The organism is Halarchaeum grantii (assembly GCF_014647455.2).
Lineage (GTDB): Archaea > Halobacteriota > Halobacteria > Halobacteriales > Halobacteriaceae > Halarchaeum > Halarchaeum grantii.
Map to the genome: position 1 here is coordinate 44,248 of NZ_BMPF01000009.1, position 19,890 is coordinate 64,137.

Annotated in this window: 19 protein-coding genes and 1 pseudogene; 10 read left to right on the top strand and 10 right to left on the bottom strand. The window is 55.6% G+C overall.

All coding sequences use genetic code 11. The annotated features are described in order from the left end of the window. The first annotated feature begins 120 nt into the window (after positions 1-120). Both tnpA (IEY12_RS15550) and IEY12_RS15555 read left to right on the top strand, forming a co-directional pair. Positions 121-510 (top strand): IS200/IS605 family transposase, encoded by a 390-nt coding sequence (gene tnpA / locus IEY12_RS15550; protein WP_188884560.1) that lies wholly within the window; start codon positions 121-123, stop codon positions 508-510. Beyond that, entirely contained in the window at positions 507-1,745 is a 1,239-nt protein-coding gene (locus IEY12_RS15555; protein ID WP_188884561.1) for an RNA-guided endonuclease InsQ/TnpB family protein, read from the top strand. Before tnpA (IEY12_RS15550) ends, IEY12_RS15555 begins: the two co-directional genes overlap by 4 nt. A 345-nt stretch (positions 1,746-2,090) precedes the next feature. Here the strand turns inward: IEY12_RS15555 and IEY12_RS15560 are convergent, their stop codons facing one another. Beyond that, a complete protein-coding gene (locus IEY12_RS15560) occupies positions 2,091-2,594 on the bottom strand; it encodes a DUF7342 family protein (protein WP_188884562.1) in 504 nt (167 codons plus the stop codon). 180 nt (positions 2,595-2,774) lie between these two features. Here IEY12_RS15560 and IEY12_RS15565 point away from each other — a divergent pair, with 180 nt between their 5' ends. Next, a complete protein-coding gene (locus IEY12_RS15565; RefSeq protein WP_188884563.1) occupies positions 2,775-3,077 on the top strand; it encodes a hypothetical protein in 303 nt (100 codons plus the stop codon). A gap of 67 nt (positions 3,078-3,144) precedes the next feature. Here the strand turns inward: IEY12_RS15565 and IEY12_RS15570 are convergent, their stop codons facing one another. Beyond that, the gene (locus tag IEY12_RS15570; RefSeq protein WP_188884564.1) at positions 3,145-3,396 is read right to left on the bottom strand and encodes a hypothetical protein; all 252 of its coding nucleotides are present in this window, start codon (positions 3,394-3,396) and stop codon (positions 3,145-3,147) included. Between the two features lie 204 nt (positions 3,397-3,600). On the opposite strand from IEY12_RS15570, the gene IEY12_RS15575 reads away from it, so the two are divergent. Continuing rightward, positions 3,601-4,545 carry an ArdC-like ssDNA-binding domain-containing protein gene (locus IEY12_RS15575; protein ID WP_188884565.1) on the top strand — a complete coding sequence of 315 codons (945 nt, stop codon included), beginning with the start codon at positions 3,601-3,603 and terminating at the stop codon, positions 4,543-4,545. A 138-nt stretch (positions 4,546-4,683) separates the two neighbouring features. Next, complete coding sequence (locus tag IEY12_RS15580) at positions 4,684-4,959, top strand: helix-turn-helix transcriptional regulator (protein ID WP_188884566.1); 276 nt, start codon at positions 4,684-4,686, stop codon at positions 4,957-4,959. A 1,007-nt stretch (positions 4,960-5,966) separates the two neighbouring features. Here the strand turns inward: IEY12_RS15580 and IEY12_RS15585 are convergent. The 5 genes from IEY12_RS15585 to IEY12_RS15605 all read right to left on the bottom strand — a co-directional run bounded on the left by IEY12_RS15585 (position 5,967) and on the right by IEY12_RS15605 (position 9,185). Then, positions 5,967-6,431: a hypothetical protein gene (locus IEY12_RS15585; RefSeq protein ID WP_188884567.1), complete on the bottom strand. Its 465-nt coding sequence runs from the start codon at positions 6,429-6,431 to the stop codon at positions 5,967-5,969. Positions 6,432-6,701: 270 nt separating this feature from the next. After that, a complete protein-coding gene (locus tag IEY12_RS15590; RefSeq protein ID WP_188884568.1) occupies positions 6,702-6,887 on the bottom strand; it encodes a hypothetical protein in 186 nt (61 codons plus the stop codon). Between the two features lie 125 nt (positions 6,888-7,012). Next, positions 7,013-8,122 (bottom strand): ABC transporter permease, encoded by a 1,110-nt coding sequence (locus tag IEY12_RS15595; RefSeq protein ID WP_425433176.1) that lies wholly within the window; start codon positions 8,120-8,122, stop codon positions 7,013-7,015. A 29-nt stretch (positions 8,123-8,151) separates the two neighbouring features. After that, positions 8,152-8,814 carry an ABC transporter ATP-binding protein gene (locus IEY12_RS15600; protein ID WP_188884569.1) on the bottom strand — a complete coding sequence of 221 codons (663 nt, stop codon included), beginning with the start codon at positions 8,812-8,814 and terminating at the stop codon, positions 8,152-8,154. Next, positions 8,811-9,185, bottom strand: a complete 375-nt coding sequence (locus IEY12_RS15605; RefSeq protein ID WP_188884570.1) for a hypothetical protein — start codon at positions 9,183-9,185, stop codon at positions 8,811-8,813. The genes IEY12_RS15600 and IEY12_RS15605 overlap by 4 nt, the downstream gene beginning before the upstream one ends. Before the next feature lie 1,744 nt (positions 9,186-10,929). Between IEY12_RS15605 and IEY12_RS16105 the strand changes: the two genes are divergently transcribed. Then, positions 10,930-11,142: a DUF8139 family protein gene (locus IEY12_RS16105; RefSeq protein WP_483867018.1), complete on the top strand. Its 213-nt coding sequence runs from the start codon at positions 10,930-10,932 to the stop codon at positions 11,140-11,142. Positions 11,143-11,942: 800 nt separating this feature from the next. Continuing rightward, a complete protein-coding gene (locus IEY12_RS15610) occupies positions 11,943-12,206 on the top strand; it encodes a hypothetical protein (RefSeq protein ID WP_188884571.1) in 264 nt (87 codons plus the stop codon). Here IEY12_RS15610 and IEY12_RS16050 read toward each other — a convergent pair. Continuing rightward, on the bottom strand, positions 12,124-12,414 hold the full coding sequence (locus IEY12_RS16050; RefSeq protein WP_425433175.1) for a hypothetical protein: 291 nt from the start codon (positions 12,412-12,414) through the stop codon (positions 12,124-12,126). The genes IEY12_RS15610 and IEY12_RS16050 overlap by 83 nt on opposite strands. On the opposite strand from IEY12_RS16050, the pseudogene tnpA (IEY12_RS15620) reads away from it, so the two are divergent. The 3 genes and pseudogenes from tnpA (IEY12_RS15620) to IEY12_RS15630 all read left to right on the top strand — a co-directional run. Continuing rightward, positions 12,404-12,675: pseudogene (tnpA, locus tag IEY12_RS15620) on the top strand (IS200/IS605 family transposase); the annotation flags it as partial. The gene IEY12_RS16050 and the pseudogene tnpA (IEY12_RS15620) overlap by 11 nt on opposite strands. A gap of 419 nt (positions 12,676-13,094) precedes the next feature. Next, the gene (locus IEY12_RS15625) at positions 13,095-14,477 is read left to right on the top strand and encodes a COG1361 S-layer family protein (protein WP_229871476.1); all 1,383 of its coding nucleotides are present in this window, start codon (positions 13,095-13,097) and stop codon (positions 14,475-14,477) included. Between the two features lie 27 nt (positions 14,478-14,504). Next, positions 14,505-16,751 carry an efflux RND transporter permease subunit gene (locus tag IEY12_RS15630; RefSeq protein ID WP_188884574.1) on the top strand — a complete coding sequence of 749 codons (2,247 nt, stop codon included), beginning with the start codon at positions 14,505-14,507 and terminating at the stop codon, positions 16,749-16,751. A 1,651-nt stretch (positions 16,752-18,402) separates the two neighbouring features. Here the strand turns inward: IEY12_RS15630 and IEY12_RS15635 are convergent. Beyond that, the gene (locus tag IEY12_RS15635) at positions 18,403-19,137 is read right to left on the bottom strand and encodes a homing endonuclease associated repeat-containing protein (RefSeq protein WP_188884575.1); all 735 of its coding nucleotides are present in this window, start codon (positions 19,135-19,137) and stop codon (positions 18,403-18,405) included. A 189-nt stretch (positions 19,138-19,326) separates the two neighbouring features. Next, positions 19,327-19,821, bottom strand: a complete 495-nt coding sequence (locus IEY12_RS15640; RefSeq protein ID WP_188884576.1) for a hypothetical protein — start codon at positions 19,819-19,821, stop codon at positions 19,327-19,329. Between the last annotated feature and the right edge of the window lie 69 nt (positions 19,822-19,890).

A 19,890-nucleotide genomic window follows, 5' to 3' on the forward strand; every position in this document is an offset into this window, starting at 1 on the left:
GTCTTCAGGCGGAGGTCAAGCGGTAAGCATAGTGCGTCAATCCACAATTCCCTTCATTACCGGATTTCCTACGCTTTACCAAGGTATTAAGACGCCAACGAACCATAGTGTGCAGTACGGATGAAGACCACACGGCACGCGACCTACACCCTCAACTACCACCTCGTGTGGCTGCCGAAGTACCGCAACCCGGTACTCAACGGTGAGGTCGCCGACCGTGTACGAGACATCCTCCACGAAATCGCCGACGAAAAAGGATTGGAGATTATCGACCTGACCGTCCAACCCGACCACATCCATCTATTCGTTAGTAGCCCGCCGAAACACGCCCCCTCGCTTCTCACTAATTGGTTCAAGGGCATCAGCTCGCGGAAATACAACCACCGCTATGCCGACCACGACGGCGAGAAAATCAAGTGGGCCCGCGGCTACTACGCAGGGACGGCAGGCCACGTTTCCAGCGAAACAGTCCAGGACTACATCCAGCGTCACGAGGAAGCCGACACATGACGGAACTCACCAAAACGCTGGAACTGAAACTCGTCGACCCGAATACCCACAAGCGGCAGAAACTCCGCGAGACGCGCGACGCCTACCAGCAGGCCCTCCAAGAGGCCTTCAATGCTGGTTGTACGACGCAGACCGAAGCGAACGACGTGGTAGTCACCTACGACCTGTCGGGGTACGCGAAAAACGCCCTCAAGAAGTACGTCCCACAGTTGACGACGACCTACAACGCAGGCGACCTACACGAGGACCACCCCGTCAGATTCACCAACGAGGGACTACGCCTCGACCACAACCCCGAGAACACTATCGAGTGGTACGTCAAAATCCCGCACCACGAGGACTACCACCTCTGGATGCCCGCCCAACCGAACCCCAACCAACGGGATTGGCTAGAAGCGTTGAACGCGGGGGACGCCACGATGGGTGAGAGTCGGCTATTCCAGCGGGACGGAACGTGGTATCTCCACGTGACCGCAACCCGCGACGTGGAGGAGCGTTCCGAAGTGTCCGCTGAAGAACGGACACTCATCGGAGTGGACATCGGGGAAGCGTCGCTCGTCACGGTGTGTCACCGCGACGACCACGGTTCTCCGACCCACCCCGAATTATGGGCCGACGAAGGCAAGACCGTCCGTCGGCTGCGCAAGACCTACTTCACCGCCACACGGCGACTCCAAGAACGCGGAAGTGACCGCATTGCCGAATCCTACGGCGACGACGTGTGGAACCAGATCGACGACGTGTTCCACACCGTCACCCGTGAAGTCGTGGAGTACGCCGAATCCGTCGAGAATCCCGTGCTGGTTCTCGAAGACCTGACGTATATTCGAGAGTCGATGGACTACGGCGAATACATGAACCGCCGTCTCCACGGATGGGGGTTCGCCAAACTCCACACCCAGATCCGATACAAGGCCGTCGAAAAGGGAATTCCCGTCGCAACAGTGAACCCGCGAAACACCTCGAAAGAGTGCCATTCGTGTGGTGAAGTTGGGTATCGCCCAAAGCAGGCGACGTTCAAATGCACGAACGACGACTGCTGGATGGGCGAGTACCAAGCCGACGTGAACGGGGCGATAAATATTGCAGACCGCTACCGCAGTGGAGAGAGTCGTTCCAGAAAACACGAGAACGACGATGACTCGGCTGCGGATGGGGCGCGTTTGACCGCGCCACAAGACAGCCACGCCGATGCTGACACCCAGCAAAAGACGCGTGGCACGAATGCGTCTTGAAACCATAGGGCCACGCCCGGCCTGAAATCCCGTGGCGGGATTCCCGCGTCTTCAGGCGCGGGAGGAGGTCAAGCCACCCACAGTGGAATTCCGTGTTTGGATCTGCGTAGTCAATTCTGAACTCGTCATGTGGCGGTGTTAATTTCCAGTGTACCTCCAACCGTGGTGGCTCAGGGCCAGTTGGTGGGGTGACGCGGTTTGGGTCTACCTCAGTGGCCAAGTATCGTTTCTGTATTGCGTCAGGTTCGAACCAAACGGAGACGACTTCTGCCTGCCGCTCGAGGACATCTCGAAGTGTTCGATAGAGAGCCGGGTTTTCTGCGTCCGGGTTCATGCTGGTGCCGTCTACTGTTCTCCAGGGAACCGATCGTAGAGCCGAAGCGCATCTTCAACGAGACGACGGCGCGTCTGGAGGTGTTCCCACTCGCGTGCGGCTTCGCGGCGAGCGCGCTCGTCCTCACGGTCTGGTGCACTACTCAGGCTTGCACGCAGCTCGTTGGGAGTTTCGACGTCGTATTCCGTCTTCCACGACCGAATCTGGTCGTTCATCTCCTCAAGACTCGTGGCGAGCTCGTCAGGCGAGTGATTTTCGTAGAGCTCGCGCATCTCAATGAGGTATTGCCCGACGGGATCTGGTGCATATGTTGTTTGCTGTCCGCGTGTATCAGCACTCAGCTTGCCATCGTCAACGAGTCGTGTGAGATACTTTGTCGCCGTCTCGTGGGCAACATCAGCTTCCCCCGCAATCCAATTGGCTGTTCGTGGCTCACTGACGGAGAGAGCGACGGCCTCGACACGCTCGGCTGCCGACAATTTAGTAGCCCAGTCGCGCTCCGATTCTTCACTCATATACCACTCTACCACCTCAGGGTAGAAATAAGTTGAGGTCGTCAGAATAATATCGAGTATAGGGATTGCAGGAATAAGAACAGGTTCAGTACTAATTGGAAATGAGTGTGCGGATGAAAAGGTGTGCTATCCATCTGGTTCAGTTTGTCGAGCCTCCGGAGAGGATGGAGGCTCTCAGCAATGAGCGACACACCAGACCTGGATGTTCATCATCAAGCAGCGTTCGATGACGACGGCGAGCTCGAAGTGCAGGAATCGAGCGTCGAGACGTCCCTCGAGGACTTCGGCGCCGACGTTGACCATCGCGAGCGCGAACCGCGTCGGGACCAGCCGGAGGCGAGTGAGTTCGGCGTCGACGACTGTCCCGAAGTACAGGACGCAGTCGAGGACGACGAGCAGGCCGCCCTCTTCCCCGATACCGACGACGACCAGCAGACGCTGACTGGCGAGAGCGCGGCAACACGCTGTCTCTTCGAGAAGTGAACCACCTTCGAGCTGAGTAGTTCGAAATCCGCCGGCGTCTCGCCATCACGAAAGCCATCGCGTCCGCTCAATATACGTCATCTCGCTCAATCTCGATCGACGAGATACCCCCAATTGAGCAGAGAGCATTGACCACGGATTCAGGTGCTGTCACTCGAAGCGTCGCACGTCCAAGTGTCGAATCGACAGTCGCACTCTCCTGCTCAACTCGTTCGATGACCGCCTCTTGATCGCCGGAAACACCGAGAAGAAGGGATACTGTCGTCTCGCACTCACTCCCACGAATCTTCTCGACTTGCGAATCAACGTAGGCCGGCATACTATCTGGACCATCGATACCGAGCGATTTGATTCTACTCTATGAGAGCAGCTGGCACGTATCGAGCGGACGCACACTCCTTCAGGAGAGGGGTCCGAACCAAGCATCAAGACAATCGAAAGACGCCCGCTCTCACGAATCGGTTTGTCAGCCCCCGGGAGGGGTGCGGCGCGCGCCCGAGAGGCGCGTTGTCGCGACTAATCTATGAGTGACGCAGAGACAGAGTCAGCAGTCACGTTCGACGAATCGGACTCACGAGATGATGCGATGGCGGAGACGATCGAGGCGTGGATTGAGGACCTCATCGAACACGTAGAAGACGCACGCGGGAGCGAGGCGTTCCAAGAGTGGCTGGACGTGCAGAGCCAGTTCCACGACTACTCCTACCGAAATACGCTTCTCATCAATCTGCAGTGTCCAGAGGCGACGAAGGTTGCGGGGTATCGGACGTGGCAGGAAGAGTTCGACCGGCACGTCCAAGCCGGCGAGAGTGCGATCTGGATCTGGGCACCCATCATCGCGAAGCAATGTCCGGAGTGCGGGAACGCGCCGAGCTACCACGAGCAACGCGAGTGTGGGTACGACGAGACCCCGCCCGAAGAGTGGGAGCAAAGGCTGGTGGGGTTCCGGCCGGCGTCGGTCTTCGACGTCTCCCAGACCGACGGCGAGCCACTCCCGGAACTCGATACTGCGGCGACAGGCGATGCTGGCGACCTCGTCGACGTCCTCGAAAACGCAGCTGCAACCCTCGACGTCGCGGTGCGTATCGTCGACGCCGACGAGTGGCCTCATGGGAAGGCCGAGGGCATCTGCAAGCCACGTAGCGCGGACGAACGGCCGCTCGTCGAGGTTCGTGACCGGGCGAACGAGGCGGACCTCGCGGTGACGCTCGTCCACGAACTCGCACACGCCCTCCTCCACGGCGCTATCAGCGACCCCCTAGCGCGCTCAGAGCAAGAGTTTGAGGCTGAGGCCGTCGCGTACATCGTCGGCCGGCACTGTGGCCTCGATACGCGCAACTCCTCGTTCTACCTCGCCGCCTGGGCCGGCGACGACCCCGAGGCAATTCGCGACCGGCTTGGTCGGATTAGTCAGACGGCACAGCAGCTCATCGAAGCCATCGGTAGACCGATCGAGAGCGAAGACTGATCGATTGAGGATCGTTAACTCAGTAAATCTTTTCAATATTCTGAATATAAAGTAGCGGGTGTGGCTCGATATGAGAAGAGCAACGTCGAGAAAACGATATCCGATACACTCATACGTCGACATATCCAAGGAAACACCATGCACGATTTAACTGGCTTTCAGCGGGACCTCTTGTACGTTATCGGTGGCCTTAACGAGCCGAACGGGCTCGAGGTCAAGGACGAGCTTGAGGGGTACTACGAGACAGAGATCCACCACGGACGCCTCTATCCAAACCTCGATACCCTCGTCGACAAAGGCCTAGTCGAGAAAGGCGAGATCGACAAGCGCACTAATTTCTACGCACTCACCCGGCGTGGTCGGCGCGAACTCGAAGCCCGCCGTGAGTGGGAGAACCAGTACGTCGAGCTATAGGATGACTTCAACGTCTGACCGGGAAGCAGTTAGGAAGACGTCGGTACTGCATCGGAGGAGACACCCTGTTTGCTTTAATCAGAGCCGGATGAATCAGCTGTTCAATACAGTAGGTGCATCTATCGTCAGAATATAGATACACATATTTCCTATTAGATTATGTATGTTTAATTGATGACGGGTAATTTCTCTCAACGTCGGTGGTGGGTCCTTGTTATCTCAGCATATATTGCAGGGGCAATACAGGCTTATCGAGTAATTATTGGTAAAGGGGAAAGAGTCGGTATGGTTGCCTCTATTGCATGGTTGCTCGTGATTCTCATCTCTAGTTGGAATCTCTATCAGTCTCATCATAATCGATAGTGGTCGACACGTACTGTTCAACGGCCATACTTTTCATACTATTTCACCTGAAATATAATGAATGTCCGCGCAGGTCTCGCTCGGCTATTCTCTACCGGCGGAGCAGGCCGAGTGCCTTGGGGGTTGATCCCAAGGCGGTTCACCGAAGCAGTGGAGGTAGTAGTTGAGTGTCGATATTTCGGGACAAACATCTCTGCAGGCACTGAAGAATACCCTGAGTGTAGCTCAGACAAAATCGCGTACTACCGAATTCCCTTCTAAGCCTCCCGAACACCTAAGTCATGCTACCAAGAGTTTGGAAGCGGTGACCCCCACTTCACCAAGAAGTTCGCACAACTACCTAATAGCGATTTGTGATAGTTGAGAGCTAGTTTTATGCGTCTAGAGGTGGTCGGATAGGATGTTGGCAGCGCGGCTCCCATCACTGGACATCGCCACGCTGCCAACATTCCGATTATGCGTCGATAACGAGAGCCATCCCTGTTTCGCTCTCGTTCTCTTGCCTCACCCCTGAGTGTGTCAATTAGTACTACCAGAACCAGATGTCGTTCACGAGCGCGTCAGCTAGCTGTGTGAGTGATGCGACTGTCTGCCAGGTGTGACGTTCATGTCGTGACTTGGCGGAGGCGAGCAAGATAAACGACTCAGGTATATCTGTCCCGTATCACTGCAGTAGCCCCACCAACAACTGCGGCGATTATGCAAGAAATGAATAGCGGGACAATAGCAGAGGGTATCGAGAATGATTGACCAGTCCCACCACCAATTAGAGGTATTGCAGCTGCTAAAATACTCATTATGAATGTGCCAGCGCCACTCCCAATTGCTCCAACAACCATTCGATCAAATGTCGAGTCAAGAACGAACCCAAAGACAATACTGAAAATAGCTGCGAGCACTGTCCCAAAAATGAATACTATTCCGACAAGCTGAAAGAATACTAGCCCGACAAAAATCGGACCAAACACCGCAATATTCTGTCCTTGTGCTGCAGAAATATATGTTGTTCGCGCCCAATTAATGAGTAGGTACTGAAGAACTCCAATTGCGATTCCGAGACTACTGTATGTTACTACGTATAGTGCGATTGTTTTACGATATTTCCCCATCGTATACCGATACAAAATGTAGACGAATAAATAACCTAGACATCTTCCGAACACCACCAAGAAGTAGATCCCTCTTCACGTGCGATAGACAGAATCCAGCCCAAATAGTGCACACAGCGGCACCAGTGTTGCTGTCGAGAAGAAGAGTTTCACGGCAACAAGGAGACCGAAGACACATGGCGATAGTGCGGGAAGAGAAGCGTCGGTACAACGATGACGACAGCCGCTGAGACTACAGCAGTAACGGTGCAGAGTCGACACCTGGTGTGCTCACTCATCTACCTCATCCGTCCCATCCATTCCCGTATCGACGTCCACACCGAGACGCTCGACGTGCAACGCCACGCATTCTGACAGGAAATACATCTTCCTGTACTCCCCCTTCGTCGTCACTGCGCCGCGCTCGTCAAGCCGCCGTAGGTAGTGCTCGACTGTCGGGTAGTTGATACCGACCATATCTACGAGTTAATACCGGTTCCGTGGGCGCTCACTGAGTCCATCAACAATGCGTCGACGGTTCTCGTTGTCAGCGATCCGCCAGGGGAGCCGGCGGATGTGCTCTCATAGGCAAGACGTGTCACTCATCCGCGGAGTGCTTCTACGGGGGACTCGTTGGCAGCTTTCCACGCGGGGTAGAAGCCGCTCAAGACGCTCGCAATGACGGCGAACGCGATCCCGTAGACAAGATATTTTACGCTCGCCCACTGGAACGCGAGTGTTGCGTCGCCGGCCAGCACCTGAAACAGTATCAGCCCGACGGCGAGCGAGCCGAGCGCGCCGACGAGCCCGCCCAGCACGCCGAGGAACGCCGCTTCGGCCAGTATCATGCGCAGCACTTCGCCGCGACGGATGCCGACGGCGCGCAGCACGCCGATTTCGCCCCGGCGCTCGATGACGCTCATCAGCATGACGTTCAGGATGGCGACGCTCGCGACGACGAGCGAGATGCCCCCGATACCGAGCAGCGCCGTCTGGAGCGTGTCCATGAAGCCGCCGATGTTCTCCTGAATGTTTGCGTAGCTTTGAATCTGTACGTCCGTCTCGTCATCAGTATTAAAGTACGCGTCCAACTCGTCTGCGAGCTCGCTCGCGGCGTCACCGTCCGCGGCGATAATCGTCACCGAATCGTAGTAGTTCTGGTCGGAGAGTGCCGACATCGGCAGGACGAGTTCGCCCCGGCCGCCGCCCAGCCCGAAGCCGCTCTCGGACTCGATGAGGCCGCGAATCCGATAGAGCTGACCGTCATACTCGATGGGGTCGCCGAGTTCAAGGCCGAGCGTCTGGGCAGTGCTGTTGGTGATGAGCGCGCCTGTCGTGAGCCGGGTCGGGGACTCGCCTTCGGCGACGTCGTAGAGCGCCGAGGCGTTCGTCACCCCCGTGACGCTCACCCATGCCGATTCCCCGCTACGCGACGTGAGCTCCGTACTGTTCGACTTCTGCGGGACAACCGTTGCATCCGTCGCAATACTCTCCATCGACGATATTTGGTCGTCAGTGAGCCCATCTGTATCAAGGTCGTCACCAGCAGAGGCGGACACCTGATTCGTCAGGCTGCCGAGCTGCGAGGACGCCTGCTGCTGGAGCGCGACGGTCGCCATGCCGAGCGAGGCGATGGCTATCACGCCGATGATGATGCCGAGCGCGGCGAGCGCGGTGCGCATCCGGTTGCGCCCGAGGTTCCGCCACGCCATCAGGACGCTCGGGAAGCGATGGAGGAGGCTCACTGTATCACCCCATCAACGATGCGGACGACGCGGTCGGCGTACTGCACGAGCTGTTCGTCGTGCGTGATGGCGACGATAGCGATGTTCTCCGTCTCCTTCAGGCGCGTCATCTCCTCGAGGATGGTCCGGCCGGTCTCCTGGTCGAGGTTCCCGGTGGGCTCGTCCGCGAGGAGGACGTCCGGCTCGTTGATGAGCGCGCGGGCGATGGCGACGCGCTGCTGTTGGCCGCCGGAGAGTTCGTCGGGAGTGTGGGTGAGGCGCTCGCCGAGGCCGACGCGACGGAGGAGGTCGACGGCGCGCTCGCGGCGGTCGACGGTCGTGTCCCACATCGAGGGGAGTTCGACGTTCTCGACGGCGTTCAACATCGGGAGCAGGTGGAAGTCCTGGAAGACGAACCCGAGCTCCGAGCGCCGCTCCTCGGTGCGTTCGTCCTCGCTCGCCTCCGTGACGTCGCGGCCCTCGAGCCGGACGACGCCCTCGGTCGGCGAGTCGAGCAGGCCGATCATGTTCAGCATCGTGCTCTTGCCGCTCCCCGAGGGACCGGTGACGACGACCATCTCGCCGCGCTCGGCGTGGAAGTCGACATCCTTGAGCGCGACGACGGTCTCCGCGCCGCTCTCGTAGCGCTTGACGACGGAGTCGAGTTCGATGATGCTCATTCGCGGTTCCAGAGGTAGTAGAGGCCACCCCCTGCGGCGACAAGTACAACCACGCCGATCGCGATCGGGACGACCGGGAGCCCGGAGCCGGACTGGCCGGGCGCGCCGCTGGGCGCGCCGCTGGACGCGTCGGCCTGCTGGCTTCCGCTCGCGGCCGCCGCGCCGCCCGCCGAGTCGAGGGGGACCTGCTGCGTGGTGGTGACGCGCTCGCCGTCGACGATGTACGTGATTTCGACGGGAATCGAGGAGACGCCCGAGTCGACGGTCGCGCCGAGCTCGAACGTCGCGAACTCGCTGGCGTCCACGGAGCCGACGAAGTACTCGCCGGAGCCGCTCGTGGGCGTCACGCCGTCGGCGTCCTCGACGCTCACGAGCACGGAGTCGACATCCGTCCCACCAATGTTTGCAGCGTCTCCTTCAAGTGTGACTGTTGACCCAGTCTGTGTTGATGAGACACTAGCCAGCTGAACTTCACCTTCGATTTCTTGTTTGAGTGTGACAGTGCGTGTCGTCTGATAAGAGTCCCCACTAGCGGTATAGGAGGCCTCGAATGTAATATTTTCCGTATTGTAGTCCTCGGTATCAAAGGTAGTCGATGCGCTTGATCCCGCCTCAATATTCGGAAGGTGACGTTGATCAAGTGTCTCAGACCCGTCAATGGCAGAAACTTTAACATTAGTGAAGTTCATATTTCCATAATTGCTCAGCGAAACTTTCGTCGAATCAGACATATTTGTTGTGACTGAAAGGTCTGGAGAATGGCTTGCGGAATCAATAGTAACATAGACTGGCTTCCGATTGACGAAAAGATGCCCATCAGCATCGTATCCTCGGACAGTAACCGTCAGCCGCTTTTGATCCGGGGATTCAAATGAAGTTGATAGTGGAATTTCAACAGAATCTCCCGGCCCAATAGTTCCGATATCATCAGCAGTAACGAACGTTGAGGGACCAGTTATACTAACCTCCGTGATTTCTGCACCCGCATTAGCTGATTCAGAATTAGTAATTGACGTGGTGAGAACAACGTTTGATTCAGTAGACGGATCTTCTGGGGAGACTTGAACATCGTCAATAACGACGAATGATTGAGAATTAGTCACATTCTCTCTCGTCGTATCCGACACATCTGCAGTAACCGAGGTATCAGACATATCAGCTGAAACAGCTGTAACGCCCATCGCTAACGATGCAACGACGATGAAGGCAACGACAATTCCAGAGGACAGTTGAGAACGGTTCATTTAGTCCCCTCAGCCGAACGATGATATGCCGCAACTAGTGACGTGGAGGTTGCTCGCTGATGAGGTGATACGACTGTTAGAGATGGAGGTCTCGTCTTCACACTCCCGGATTAGATCTCTATACTTAAATCTCATTTCCAAAAAGACACATTACTCGGGCCCAGATAAGGTACAAATTCAGTGAACTACCTCGGGGTCAAGCCTCGAGGCACTCGGCCTGCCCCGCCTGTAGATTCGACACCATACCACTAATCAGACACACTGTCTCGACCACGCTCAAGACGTTCTCGTTCGAGACCTGAGTGACTTCACGACGAAGGAATGACGATAATGTACGTGGGCGACCTCACCGACATACTCTCCGAATATTGGTCGACACAGATGAACGAAAATACCCATCAATTCTGGGTATTCTGCTCGTTCATCAACCAGTCTGCCACACCTATCGAGGAGTATGCCATCTATATTGAAATATATTGAAAATATCACAACCACAGAGTGCGCAGCATGTGGCGAGCGGGAGAATACAGAGTGGAACAGCGATGTATTCCGCTATCTGTGTGGCTACGAAGGCTACGCACCTCAAAGCCTCGCAGACGTCCCTTGAACGGCAGACTGGCGAACATACAGTCAGGTTGATGGCACGTAAACCTCGCGTGGGACGAACATTTGGTCGGAGCTATCAGACTTTCTAAAAAAGGATAGCTCAACGAGGAGCGCACAAATCAGAGTACTTACGAGACGAAAAGTTGCCTCCGTGAGGACAGTATAGCCAACAATCCTATCGGAGGAATCCCATCGGAGAGAGGGTGACAAATCAGCGAGTTGGATGAAGAGATACCACCCATACGATATCACGTATCAGATATAAATGGTATTTCTGAGTGTGTTTGAAGAGGGTACCCGAGTCCAGATAGACATTCCTGATGAGATCGATCCTGACTTCGAGATATACCATGGAGCATGCGGGATAATCATCTCCGTGACAGAAGAGGGGAACAATTCGGTCCTCTATCGGGTCAAACTTGACTCAGGGGAGGTCCAAGACTCTCCATGGCGAAATCTCCAGACAACGAGTAAATGACACGTAGGAATTAGAATCCACTCCTGAAGGAGTATAGTGTGAGCGACAATACAACGTGACCGCCTTCGTATTGTGACTCAGAACCGATTCGGAATACACTAACTTACCCTCTGTAGGAAATATAGAATATCAAGGAGAAATCCCACGACATTAGTCGTAGAATTAATCCGATAGTATTCAACATAACTATGTTGTCGTAGTTTGTTGAGTTGAATACCGAGTCCGAGGAAAGGATACGTGCTCCATTATGGAGGTAATGAATCCCGCTATCTCGGTCGGGAGCCGTACTGGCCCGGCCCAGAACTCAACCGTATAGTGCGTTGAGTTGAGGACTTCCCGAAATCGGGGCACGGTCTGTGACCGTGGACCCCATGACTTCAGTTGTGGGAGGGTGTCCGGCCACTATCAACACGCTGTCCCACCTGCCACTGTGAGTGTTTGTCATCCCTTGCACCGCTACTGGCAAACGACACCCAACTGTCTAATTCAACGGGTGTCGTTCACAACACAGCTAAGCTGTGCCTGTATGAATACAGGATAGCCGTCACAAAAATCCTGATTAACTATCAAACATTAGTCCCATAGGTCGCCGGTACGGTTGTCGGCTTTGAGGACATCGCGGGCAAGGCCGGAACGGATGCTGAATTCGTATTCGTAGTAGCTGCCACTTCGGCCCTTCGTTTTGTTCGTTGACGTCAAGGAAGCCTTTGAGGTAAGCTGGCTGAGATTGTCGTGGATAGTGCGGTCGGAGACGACATCGGTACTGGGTTTCTTTGCGACGACGCATAGCGCTCTTAGATGTGGGAGCGCTTCGCAGGCGTCTGCTCGTCGTCGTGGAGGGCAAAAAGTCCGTAGAGGGCAAGTTTCGCTTGGGTAGGGAGTTTGGAGAGTTCATTCTGAACTTTGTCGCGCTCAACAGAATCGTCGGCGCGCTAGATGTGTTCTTCAGTTACTGTATCGACGCCGTCGTCGCGGGCAAAATCACCGGCCTTGTAGAGGCGCTTCAGTGCTTGGCGCGCACTCCCGTATTTCTATGCGGTCTGGCGCGGCACAGAGCGGGATGACGACGTCTTGGAGGACGTCATCGTGGAAGGCGTCGTCGGCACGCTGGCTGAGAATCTTCCGGAGTTGTTTTGCGTCGTAGGGCGGGAAATGAATCTCCTCGTCACAGAGACTGTCGGTAACGCGTGCACTGAGGTTTTCGCAGAAGGTCGGATTCCTCCCACGTCTAAAGCCGTGGGCTTCCTCCTCACATCTCTGTGAGACTGCCAATCACTTCGGTCACGAGATTTTGGCGTTGGAGATTGCAGACGACCGCGTACATTCGTTCAATGCGATCCGAAACATAGTCCAGCAGACATCGTTCGACAGTTCAAGTCGTATTCGGGGAAGCACTTGCTGGAGCGGTATCCCGAAATTCGAGGATCGTATTTCTGGGGTGGTGGGTTCTGGAAGGTTGGGTACTACGTGGGAACAACGGGCGCGGTGTCGGAAGAAGTAGTTGAACGGTATATCGAGGAGACAGAACACTGAGTTGAGTGTCGGGCTTCACCCCTGTCCGGTAACGCGGGGAACTCGCCCTCGAAAATCGTTTAGAACTACTCACTCTCCAGATATCAAGTCTCCAAGGAACACGTTTCGGCGACTAGTAAACACTAGTAAATTTGGATACCGTTCCCACGTCTTTATCTTGAATCCAGAGTTATCACTGTCCGATGCGTCGAGCAATTATACTACTTGTGGTAGGGTTACTGCTAGTAGCACCAGTACAGATAACAGCAGCGGAGAACTCAGTCTATGGCAGCCCTGACATTTCACTCTCAGTATCAGATAATACATTTAAATCGAGTGAGTCTGCCACAATCTCGATCTCAGCAACAAATAGTGGGGAGGTTCAACAGGGTGGACCAGCACAATATGAAGAAAAGGTCCAGACTGCACAGAACATCCGAATGACGATACTTGAGGATCAAATATCTGCACCAATTGATGTGAAGACATCAACTGTTACTGCAGGATCGCTTCCCAACACCGGCACGTCTCAATTTGATTTTAATGTCGAATTCGGGGACATGGAACCGGGAACATATCGCATCCCAGTCAAAGTTGAATATAAGTATGCCCGAATGGTTACGTATGATGACACTCAACAGCCAGAATACGTCTGGAGAACGACAGACGAACAAAAATACGTCACTATCAAGATTGAAGACCGACCACAGTTCAAGCTCACCTCAGAGGGGGAAAATGACGTTTTCGCGGGCGATACTGGTAATCTCTCCTTCACGATGAAGAATACAGGCACACGGACCGCGTCCAACGCGTCCATCCAGCTCTCCACACACTCGTCATCGGTATACTTCGGCTCGCCGTCGAGTGCGTCGTCCTCGACCAGCCTCTACGTTCCAACGCTTGAACCAGGTGAACGCACGACCGTCTCCGCACAAGTCGGTGCAGGTGCCGAGACCGCCGCAGGCGAGTATCCCGTAGACGCCGCCGTCTCGTACAAGAACCAGAACGGCGTCACTGAGCAGTCTGACACGATGACGACGGGCGTAACGGTTCGTCCGGAGCGCTCGTTTGAGCTACGTGATGTCTCCACCGAGAACTTCCGCGTCGACGAAGACGAGGCGCAGATCAACGCAACGCTTGTCAACACCGGACCTGGTGACGCGCAGAACATTGCGGTGCAACTCGGCCAGACATCGACCGTGACGGCGACAAACGGCGAGTCATCAGTCGGCAGCCTCGCAGTCGGGGAGTCCGCACCGGTCTCGTTCACTGTGACGATTCCGGACAGCGCCGAACCCGGAACGAACACCTTCCCATTTACTGTGCAGTATGAGAACAACGATGGTGACATCCGAACGACGGACACACCCATCCGGAAATCTATCACGATTGGTTCCGAGCGCGATCCCTTCACGATTACCAACGTCTCGACCGATGTCTCGCCCGGTGGGAGCGATTCAGTGACAGTTGGTGTCCGCTATAACGGCGAGAAGCCGGTCTCAGCGACGAACGCGAAAATCTTCGTGAGCGATCCGATATCGTCGTCGGACGACGGCGCATATCTCGGGACGATACAGCCCGGTGAGACGAAGAATGCGACGTTCACCGTCAGTGCCGGCTCGTCCGCCCTCGTCAAGGATTATGCGGCTTCTGTCGAGGTGCGCTACGACACCGTCGACGGCGACACGAAGTACACCGACGGGCTTCCGATTGGTATCTCGGTCTCGCCCGCAAGCGGCGGCCTCCCGGTCCCGCTTCCGGTGATCGTCGTCGCCCTGCTCGTCGTCGCTGGCGGTGCCTACGTCCTCTACCGTCGCCGATGAGACGATCTATAGACGGAGGGATCACCCATGGCTAAGCTCGGCAACGCCTTTGCGTCTATCGGCGACCGGGTGCAGGAGCACCCAGTAGCAACGCTGCTACTTGCCGTTCTTCTGATCCTTATGTCGGTGGGCGGCGCAGCCCAAATTACAAGCGTCACAGGCAATTCAGCGTTTGTCGCCGGCGACCCGACGTTTGAGGCCTACTCTGAGTCATTCGATCATGGTAGCGTTGCCGTTCTCATCCGAGGCGACGTCACAGAACCCTCGACAATTCATGCGATCGATAGATTCGATCGCCGGATGAGCGAGACAGAGAACGTCTACAGCGTTACCAGTCCAGCTGACCAAGTCAGAGCCGAGTACGGCCGTATCCCAGATTCTGAGCGGAAGATCGAGGCCGTGCTCGGCTCGCCCGACTACACGATCGTCAGCGTCACTATGGATACGGGGCTCTCTCAGCAGGAGGAACGCCCGATCTACGATCGCGCGGTCGACGTCAAGCAGTGGGCGAACTTCCCTGCCGGTGTCACCGTGACTGTCACTGGGAGCGCTGCGTTCTCCGCGCAAATGTCGAGCGTCATCCAGCAAAGTACCTCTCAGCTCCTTGGGCTGGCGGTCGGACTGATGATTGTGGCGCTGTTCTTCCTCTTCCGGGGGGTTCGGCTACGTCTCTTGCCAATCGTCGCAGTCTTCATCGGCGTTATCTACACCTTCGGCGCGATCGGATACGCTGGCATCCCGAACTCAACATTGACGAGCGCGGTGTTCCCCATCCTCATCGGGCTGGGAATCGACTACTCCGTTCAATTCCACGAGCGCTACGAGGAGGAGCTCGAACGATTCCCGCCCCGGACAGCGCTCCCAATCGCACTCGGCGGCGTCGGCCCGCCGGTGCTCATCGCGATGCTCGCAGCTGCGCTCGGCTTCGCCGCGACGTGGGTGTCAACGTCGTCGCCCGCGACGATCTGGTTCGCCCAGACATCCATCCTCGGTGTCATGCTCACCTACGCTGCGGGAATCCTCGTGCTGCTCTCTCTGCTGACCATCTACGTCCGCTGGCGCTACGACGGCAAACTCGAATCAAAGTCAGACACGGACGACGAGGCGTCCACGGAAGACCGCCTTGCCAGCGTTGGTACTGTTGGGCAGCTCCTCGGGCGCTCCTCACGCGTGTTCGCCTCGCATCCGAAGACCGTGCTCGTGCTCGCGCTCGTGCTCGCCGGTGCCGGCTTCCAGGTGAGTTCATCGCTAGACACGATGACGGACACGAACGATTTCATCCCGCAGGATCTCCCGGCGTACGTCGATCTCCAGCAGTTCCAGTCGGTCACCGGCGGCGGGTCAAGTGCGAGCTACAGTATGCTCGTCACCGGCACCGACCTGCGTGACCCCGAGGTGTTACACTGGATGCTACGCTTCGGCGACATCGCAAGCGGGACCCCCCTCATCCAGAGCGTTGACTCACCCGCCACGCTTGTCAAGCAGCACAACGGCGGCGAGATCCCGCAGACCGAAGCCGGGGTTGAACGCGTCCTCGCGGACGTCCCGGATGATACTCGTGAACAATACTACAATGACGGGCGCGCACACATAACAATCTTAACGGTCCAGAACATGGATACCGCCGAGGTACTCTCGTTTCTTGACAATGCCGAGAGTGCAATCGACCACAGCAATCCACCGCCCGGCGTCCACGCCGAGGTCACTGGGACTGCCGCAATTGCGACACCCTCGATCGTCTCGCAGATCGATTCGCGGAACGTCACGACAGGCCTGGGTGTGCTGTTCGTCCTCGGACTGTTGTTACTTTACTACCGCGACATCGTGAAGGCCGTCGCGCCGCTCGTTCCGATGATGTTCGTGCTCGGCTGGCAGAACATCTATATGTACGAGCTCGGTATTTCGGTATCACCACTAGGCGCAAGCCTCGGCGCGATGACCGTCGGGATCGGTGCCGAGTACACCATCATCGTGATGGAACGCTACTACGAAGAGAAGGCCCGCGAAGGTGTGAGTAAACTTGATGCCGTGCAGATTGCTTCAGCACGCGTCGGGAAGGCAATCAGCGTCTCCGGGATGACAACTGTCTTCGGTTTCTCCGCGCTAATCCTCTCGCCATTCCCCATCCTTAGCGGGTTCGGCTTCCTCACCGTCGGCGTTATCTTCCTGACGCTGCTTGCATCACTCGCTACGCTCCCACCGACGCTCGTCTTCCTTGACGGGCTCGCCGAGCGCGTCCACGACTACCGGGCGGCACGCAGTCAGCCCACCTGACGCCCGCATCTACTTTTCTACAGGCAGGCCGAATACCTCAGGGTTTGACTCCAAAGCGGTTCACGCCACACAGTTATTGTCATCGAATCAACCGCATATTTTAATATCTCATGTGGTTCGCTGAGAGGTTCACAGCTCTATCTAACAGTAGTTCCACCGCGCTATCGACCACCGGTGAACTGCCTCGAGGTCAAACCCCGAGGCTTCCCGTGGATTAGTCGGACACTCCCACTCGACCATCGGCTTGGTAGCGTGGAATGGGAGATGATGCAAGCGTCAGTTCATCCGCGTGCCGTAGTCGATACTGTTGCACTTCTGTCGCTAGACTTTCGACGCCTGCTGTTTGGTCGCGGAGTGGAGGTAACGGCTTCGTAGCGGAGCCAGCGCTGTCGGTCGCAAAGCTTCAATGACCAACCTTCAAAATTGACCTGTCCGACCAATACCAGGTGGGAAGCCCACGACTACAGTCGTGGGAGCACGTCACATCTAACAGATACTCCTAATTCCGATTAGTAGCTGAGAATTTCAATATCACCGTTTCACTGAGATGAGATCTCCCTGCATACCGCTATCGCGGTGTGATAGAAGCGGATTAGGTCCGCTAAACCACTCCTTCCTGACGAGAAGGCGGCTTAAGCTATTGCCGTATCCGAGCCGTACGCTGGGTTCCCAATCCCCAGCACTCCTACTGCTCACGAGATATGTGAATACTTTTTGGTCCGATGGTAAGTTGGATTCCTGACTACAGTCGCAACACCGGTCTACGGCGAGTTAAGCGTCTATCAATTCATTATGCCGTCGAGCACGCCTCTTAGAGGAGGTACTTAGCATCCTCCCACCCCTTCAGGGGTGGGCTTCCGCTCGCTACGTCAACACTAAATTCCACCCCTTGAGCGGTGGGTGACTCAACGAGCGGGTACGGACCAGAAAAGGTTGCAGCGATACCTATGGGTGTTCACCTCGGTTCCACAGGCTGGAGGAGATCTGAACAACACCTACAGTTGCCAGTTCCTTGAGTGGATAGTTTCTTCTTGGCATGTTTGGTTGAATCGCAGTATAGATACAAACTGCTCATCTCTATATTAAAGCCGACCATCACCAGCAACAGCTGTGGCAACTATCACAGAACCATAAATAAAAACATGTCGATATATGACCGATACATTTACATATCTATAGGATATAATTTATGATGCTGGTAGTCATGGTTTCCAGATATCGATTAGGAACTCCATGACACTATCCAAGTGAGGGTGAGTCTCAGTTACCTTCTGGTGACTGAGGGAGGTTGGAATCCATACTCTCACTTTCAGCAGGATTCTGTAGTAGGTTCTACAGCCTGAGCAGACTTAACTTGAAGGCGATTCACAGTTTGGAAGAGCAAACGGGGTTGTGCGTAGCAAGGTACAACGTCTAAGTTCCAAGACAGTACTGACGGCATTGGCCCGGGCTAATTGAGGGCATGAGGGCGATCCTGAGGGAGGGGCAGCTTAGCCCGAGCCATATAATCCATCGTTCTATTACCATATAAATAGTTGTCATCACTAACTCGGATGAAAATAGACGGGTTATCCAGAAAAGAGTGCAAGTATGGCTATCGTTGATTTGTCCAATAAATGTTCGGTGGGAACACGACCAGTCGGTGTGAAGATTATCCCTCATTCTCTTCCGAGAGGGCAATCTCAACTGCTTTTGACCAAGACCCAAATCGGTTCGAGTACGTCGTAGGGGAGTGCTTTCCGAATTCGTCCATTTCCTTCATTGTCGGCTCCCCACCGACTCGTTCAGAAAGCCGTTGTAATTCCGCAATTAGTTCGTCTTCACGTATTCTCGCAGTCTTCCCGACTCGAGTCGATTCAAAGCCGGCAGTAGTTAGTGCTCGATTCCATGATCCGAACCGTCGTCGATACGAATCGGCACTATATCTCCCATATTCGTCTAACTGCTCTCGACTGGGCTGTTCACCGAGTTCATCTGCGAGCCGATGCAATTCTTCGACAAGCTCGTCTTTCGTTATTTTTCGAGGGCTCTCTGTCTTAATCCCCGCAGCCTTGAGAGCGCTTTCCCAAGAGCCGAATTGTCGACGATAGGTCGCAGCCGAATACTCCCCAATCTCATCCATATCACGGACCTTCGGTCTTCCATCCACTTCCTGGTCTAACCGACGCAGTTCCTGAAGTAAGTCCTCTTGCTCAACTCTCCTCGCATTCGATCGAGGGTTAAACCCCGCTCTCTCTAACGCTCCTTTCCAAGACCCAAATCTGTTAAAATAGGTAGTTGTAGAATACTCCCCATTGTTTTGCATCTCACTAAGTGAAGGAGGAGATGAATTGTCGTCCGCTAGCCGTTGTATTTCTGCCAGAAGATCCGTATCCGAAATACCCATGTCAATATACTATTCGATATTAAGGAGTTAATGTGTTGCGCCCGATTGGTTCGGTCGGTCGATAGAGGCGGAGAGATATTTCACAACGGCTTCGACGACTACTACGATACACTTGCCATCATTCCCGATCTTCAGCGGAGCCTTGTTCCGCGTTGGTACCTGACCTGGGCGACCCGGCCACATCCTCGGTTAGTCGTCGCGCCGGTACGGCCCCTCACGCCCGAACCCGAGGTTTCGCGCTGTTTCCGCACTCAACGTCAGCGCATTCTCACCAGCGAATGTCACTGACCCGCCACCCAACGACTCAAATACATCTGCAAGCTCGCGCCGATATGCCTTGGAACGGTTTTGCTCGTGAATCTGTACGAGGTCTTGCTCTGGCCGCCCAACTGCCCGATTCAACAGGTAGAGTTCCGCCCACTCAGCACGCACAGAAAGTGGCGTCGCCAGCAACCACTCCGGTATCGACACATCCACCTCAGACTTCGACCCTTGGGGAAGCCCAAGCGCGACTAATGCCCGTCCGAGCAGCGCCCCATGGTTCTGTGGGGCAAGCTCAGTCGCACGCGCCTCTACGTCAGCGTGAACCAAACGACTTCTACACCCAAGGACGTCAAGCACATACTCAAGTCGCTCGGTGACGCGGTCGTCATCAACGGTGAACCGTGGTTCGTAACTCTCCATGCCATCCGTCTTTAGTTAAGCGAGAAACCGCGTGATAGCGGCGGCTTATCGAGGCATCTTTCGGAAGGA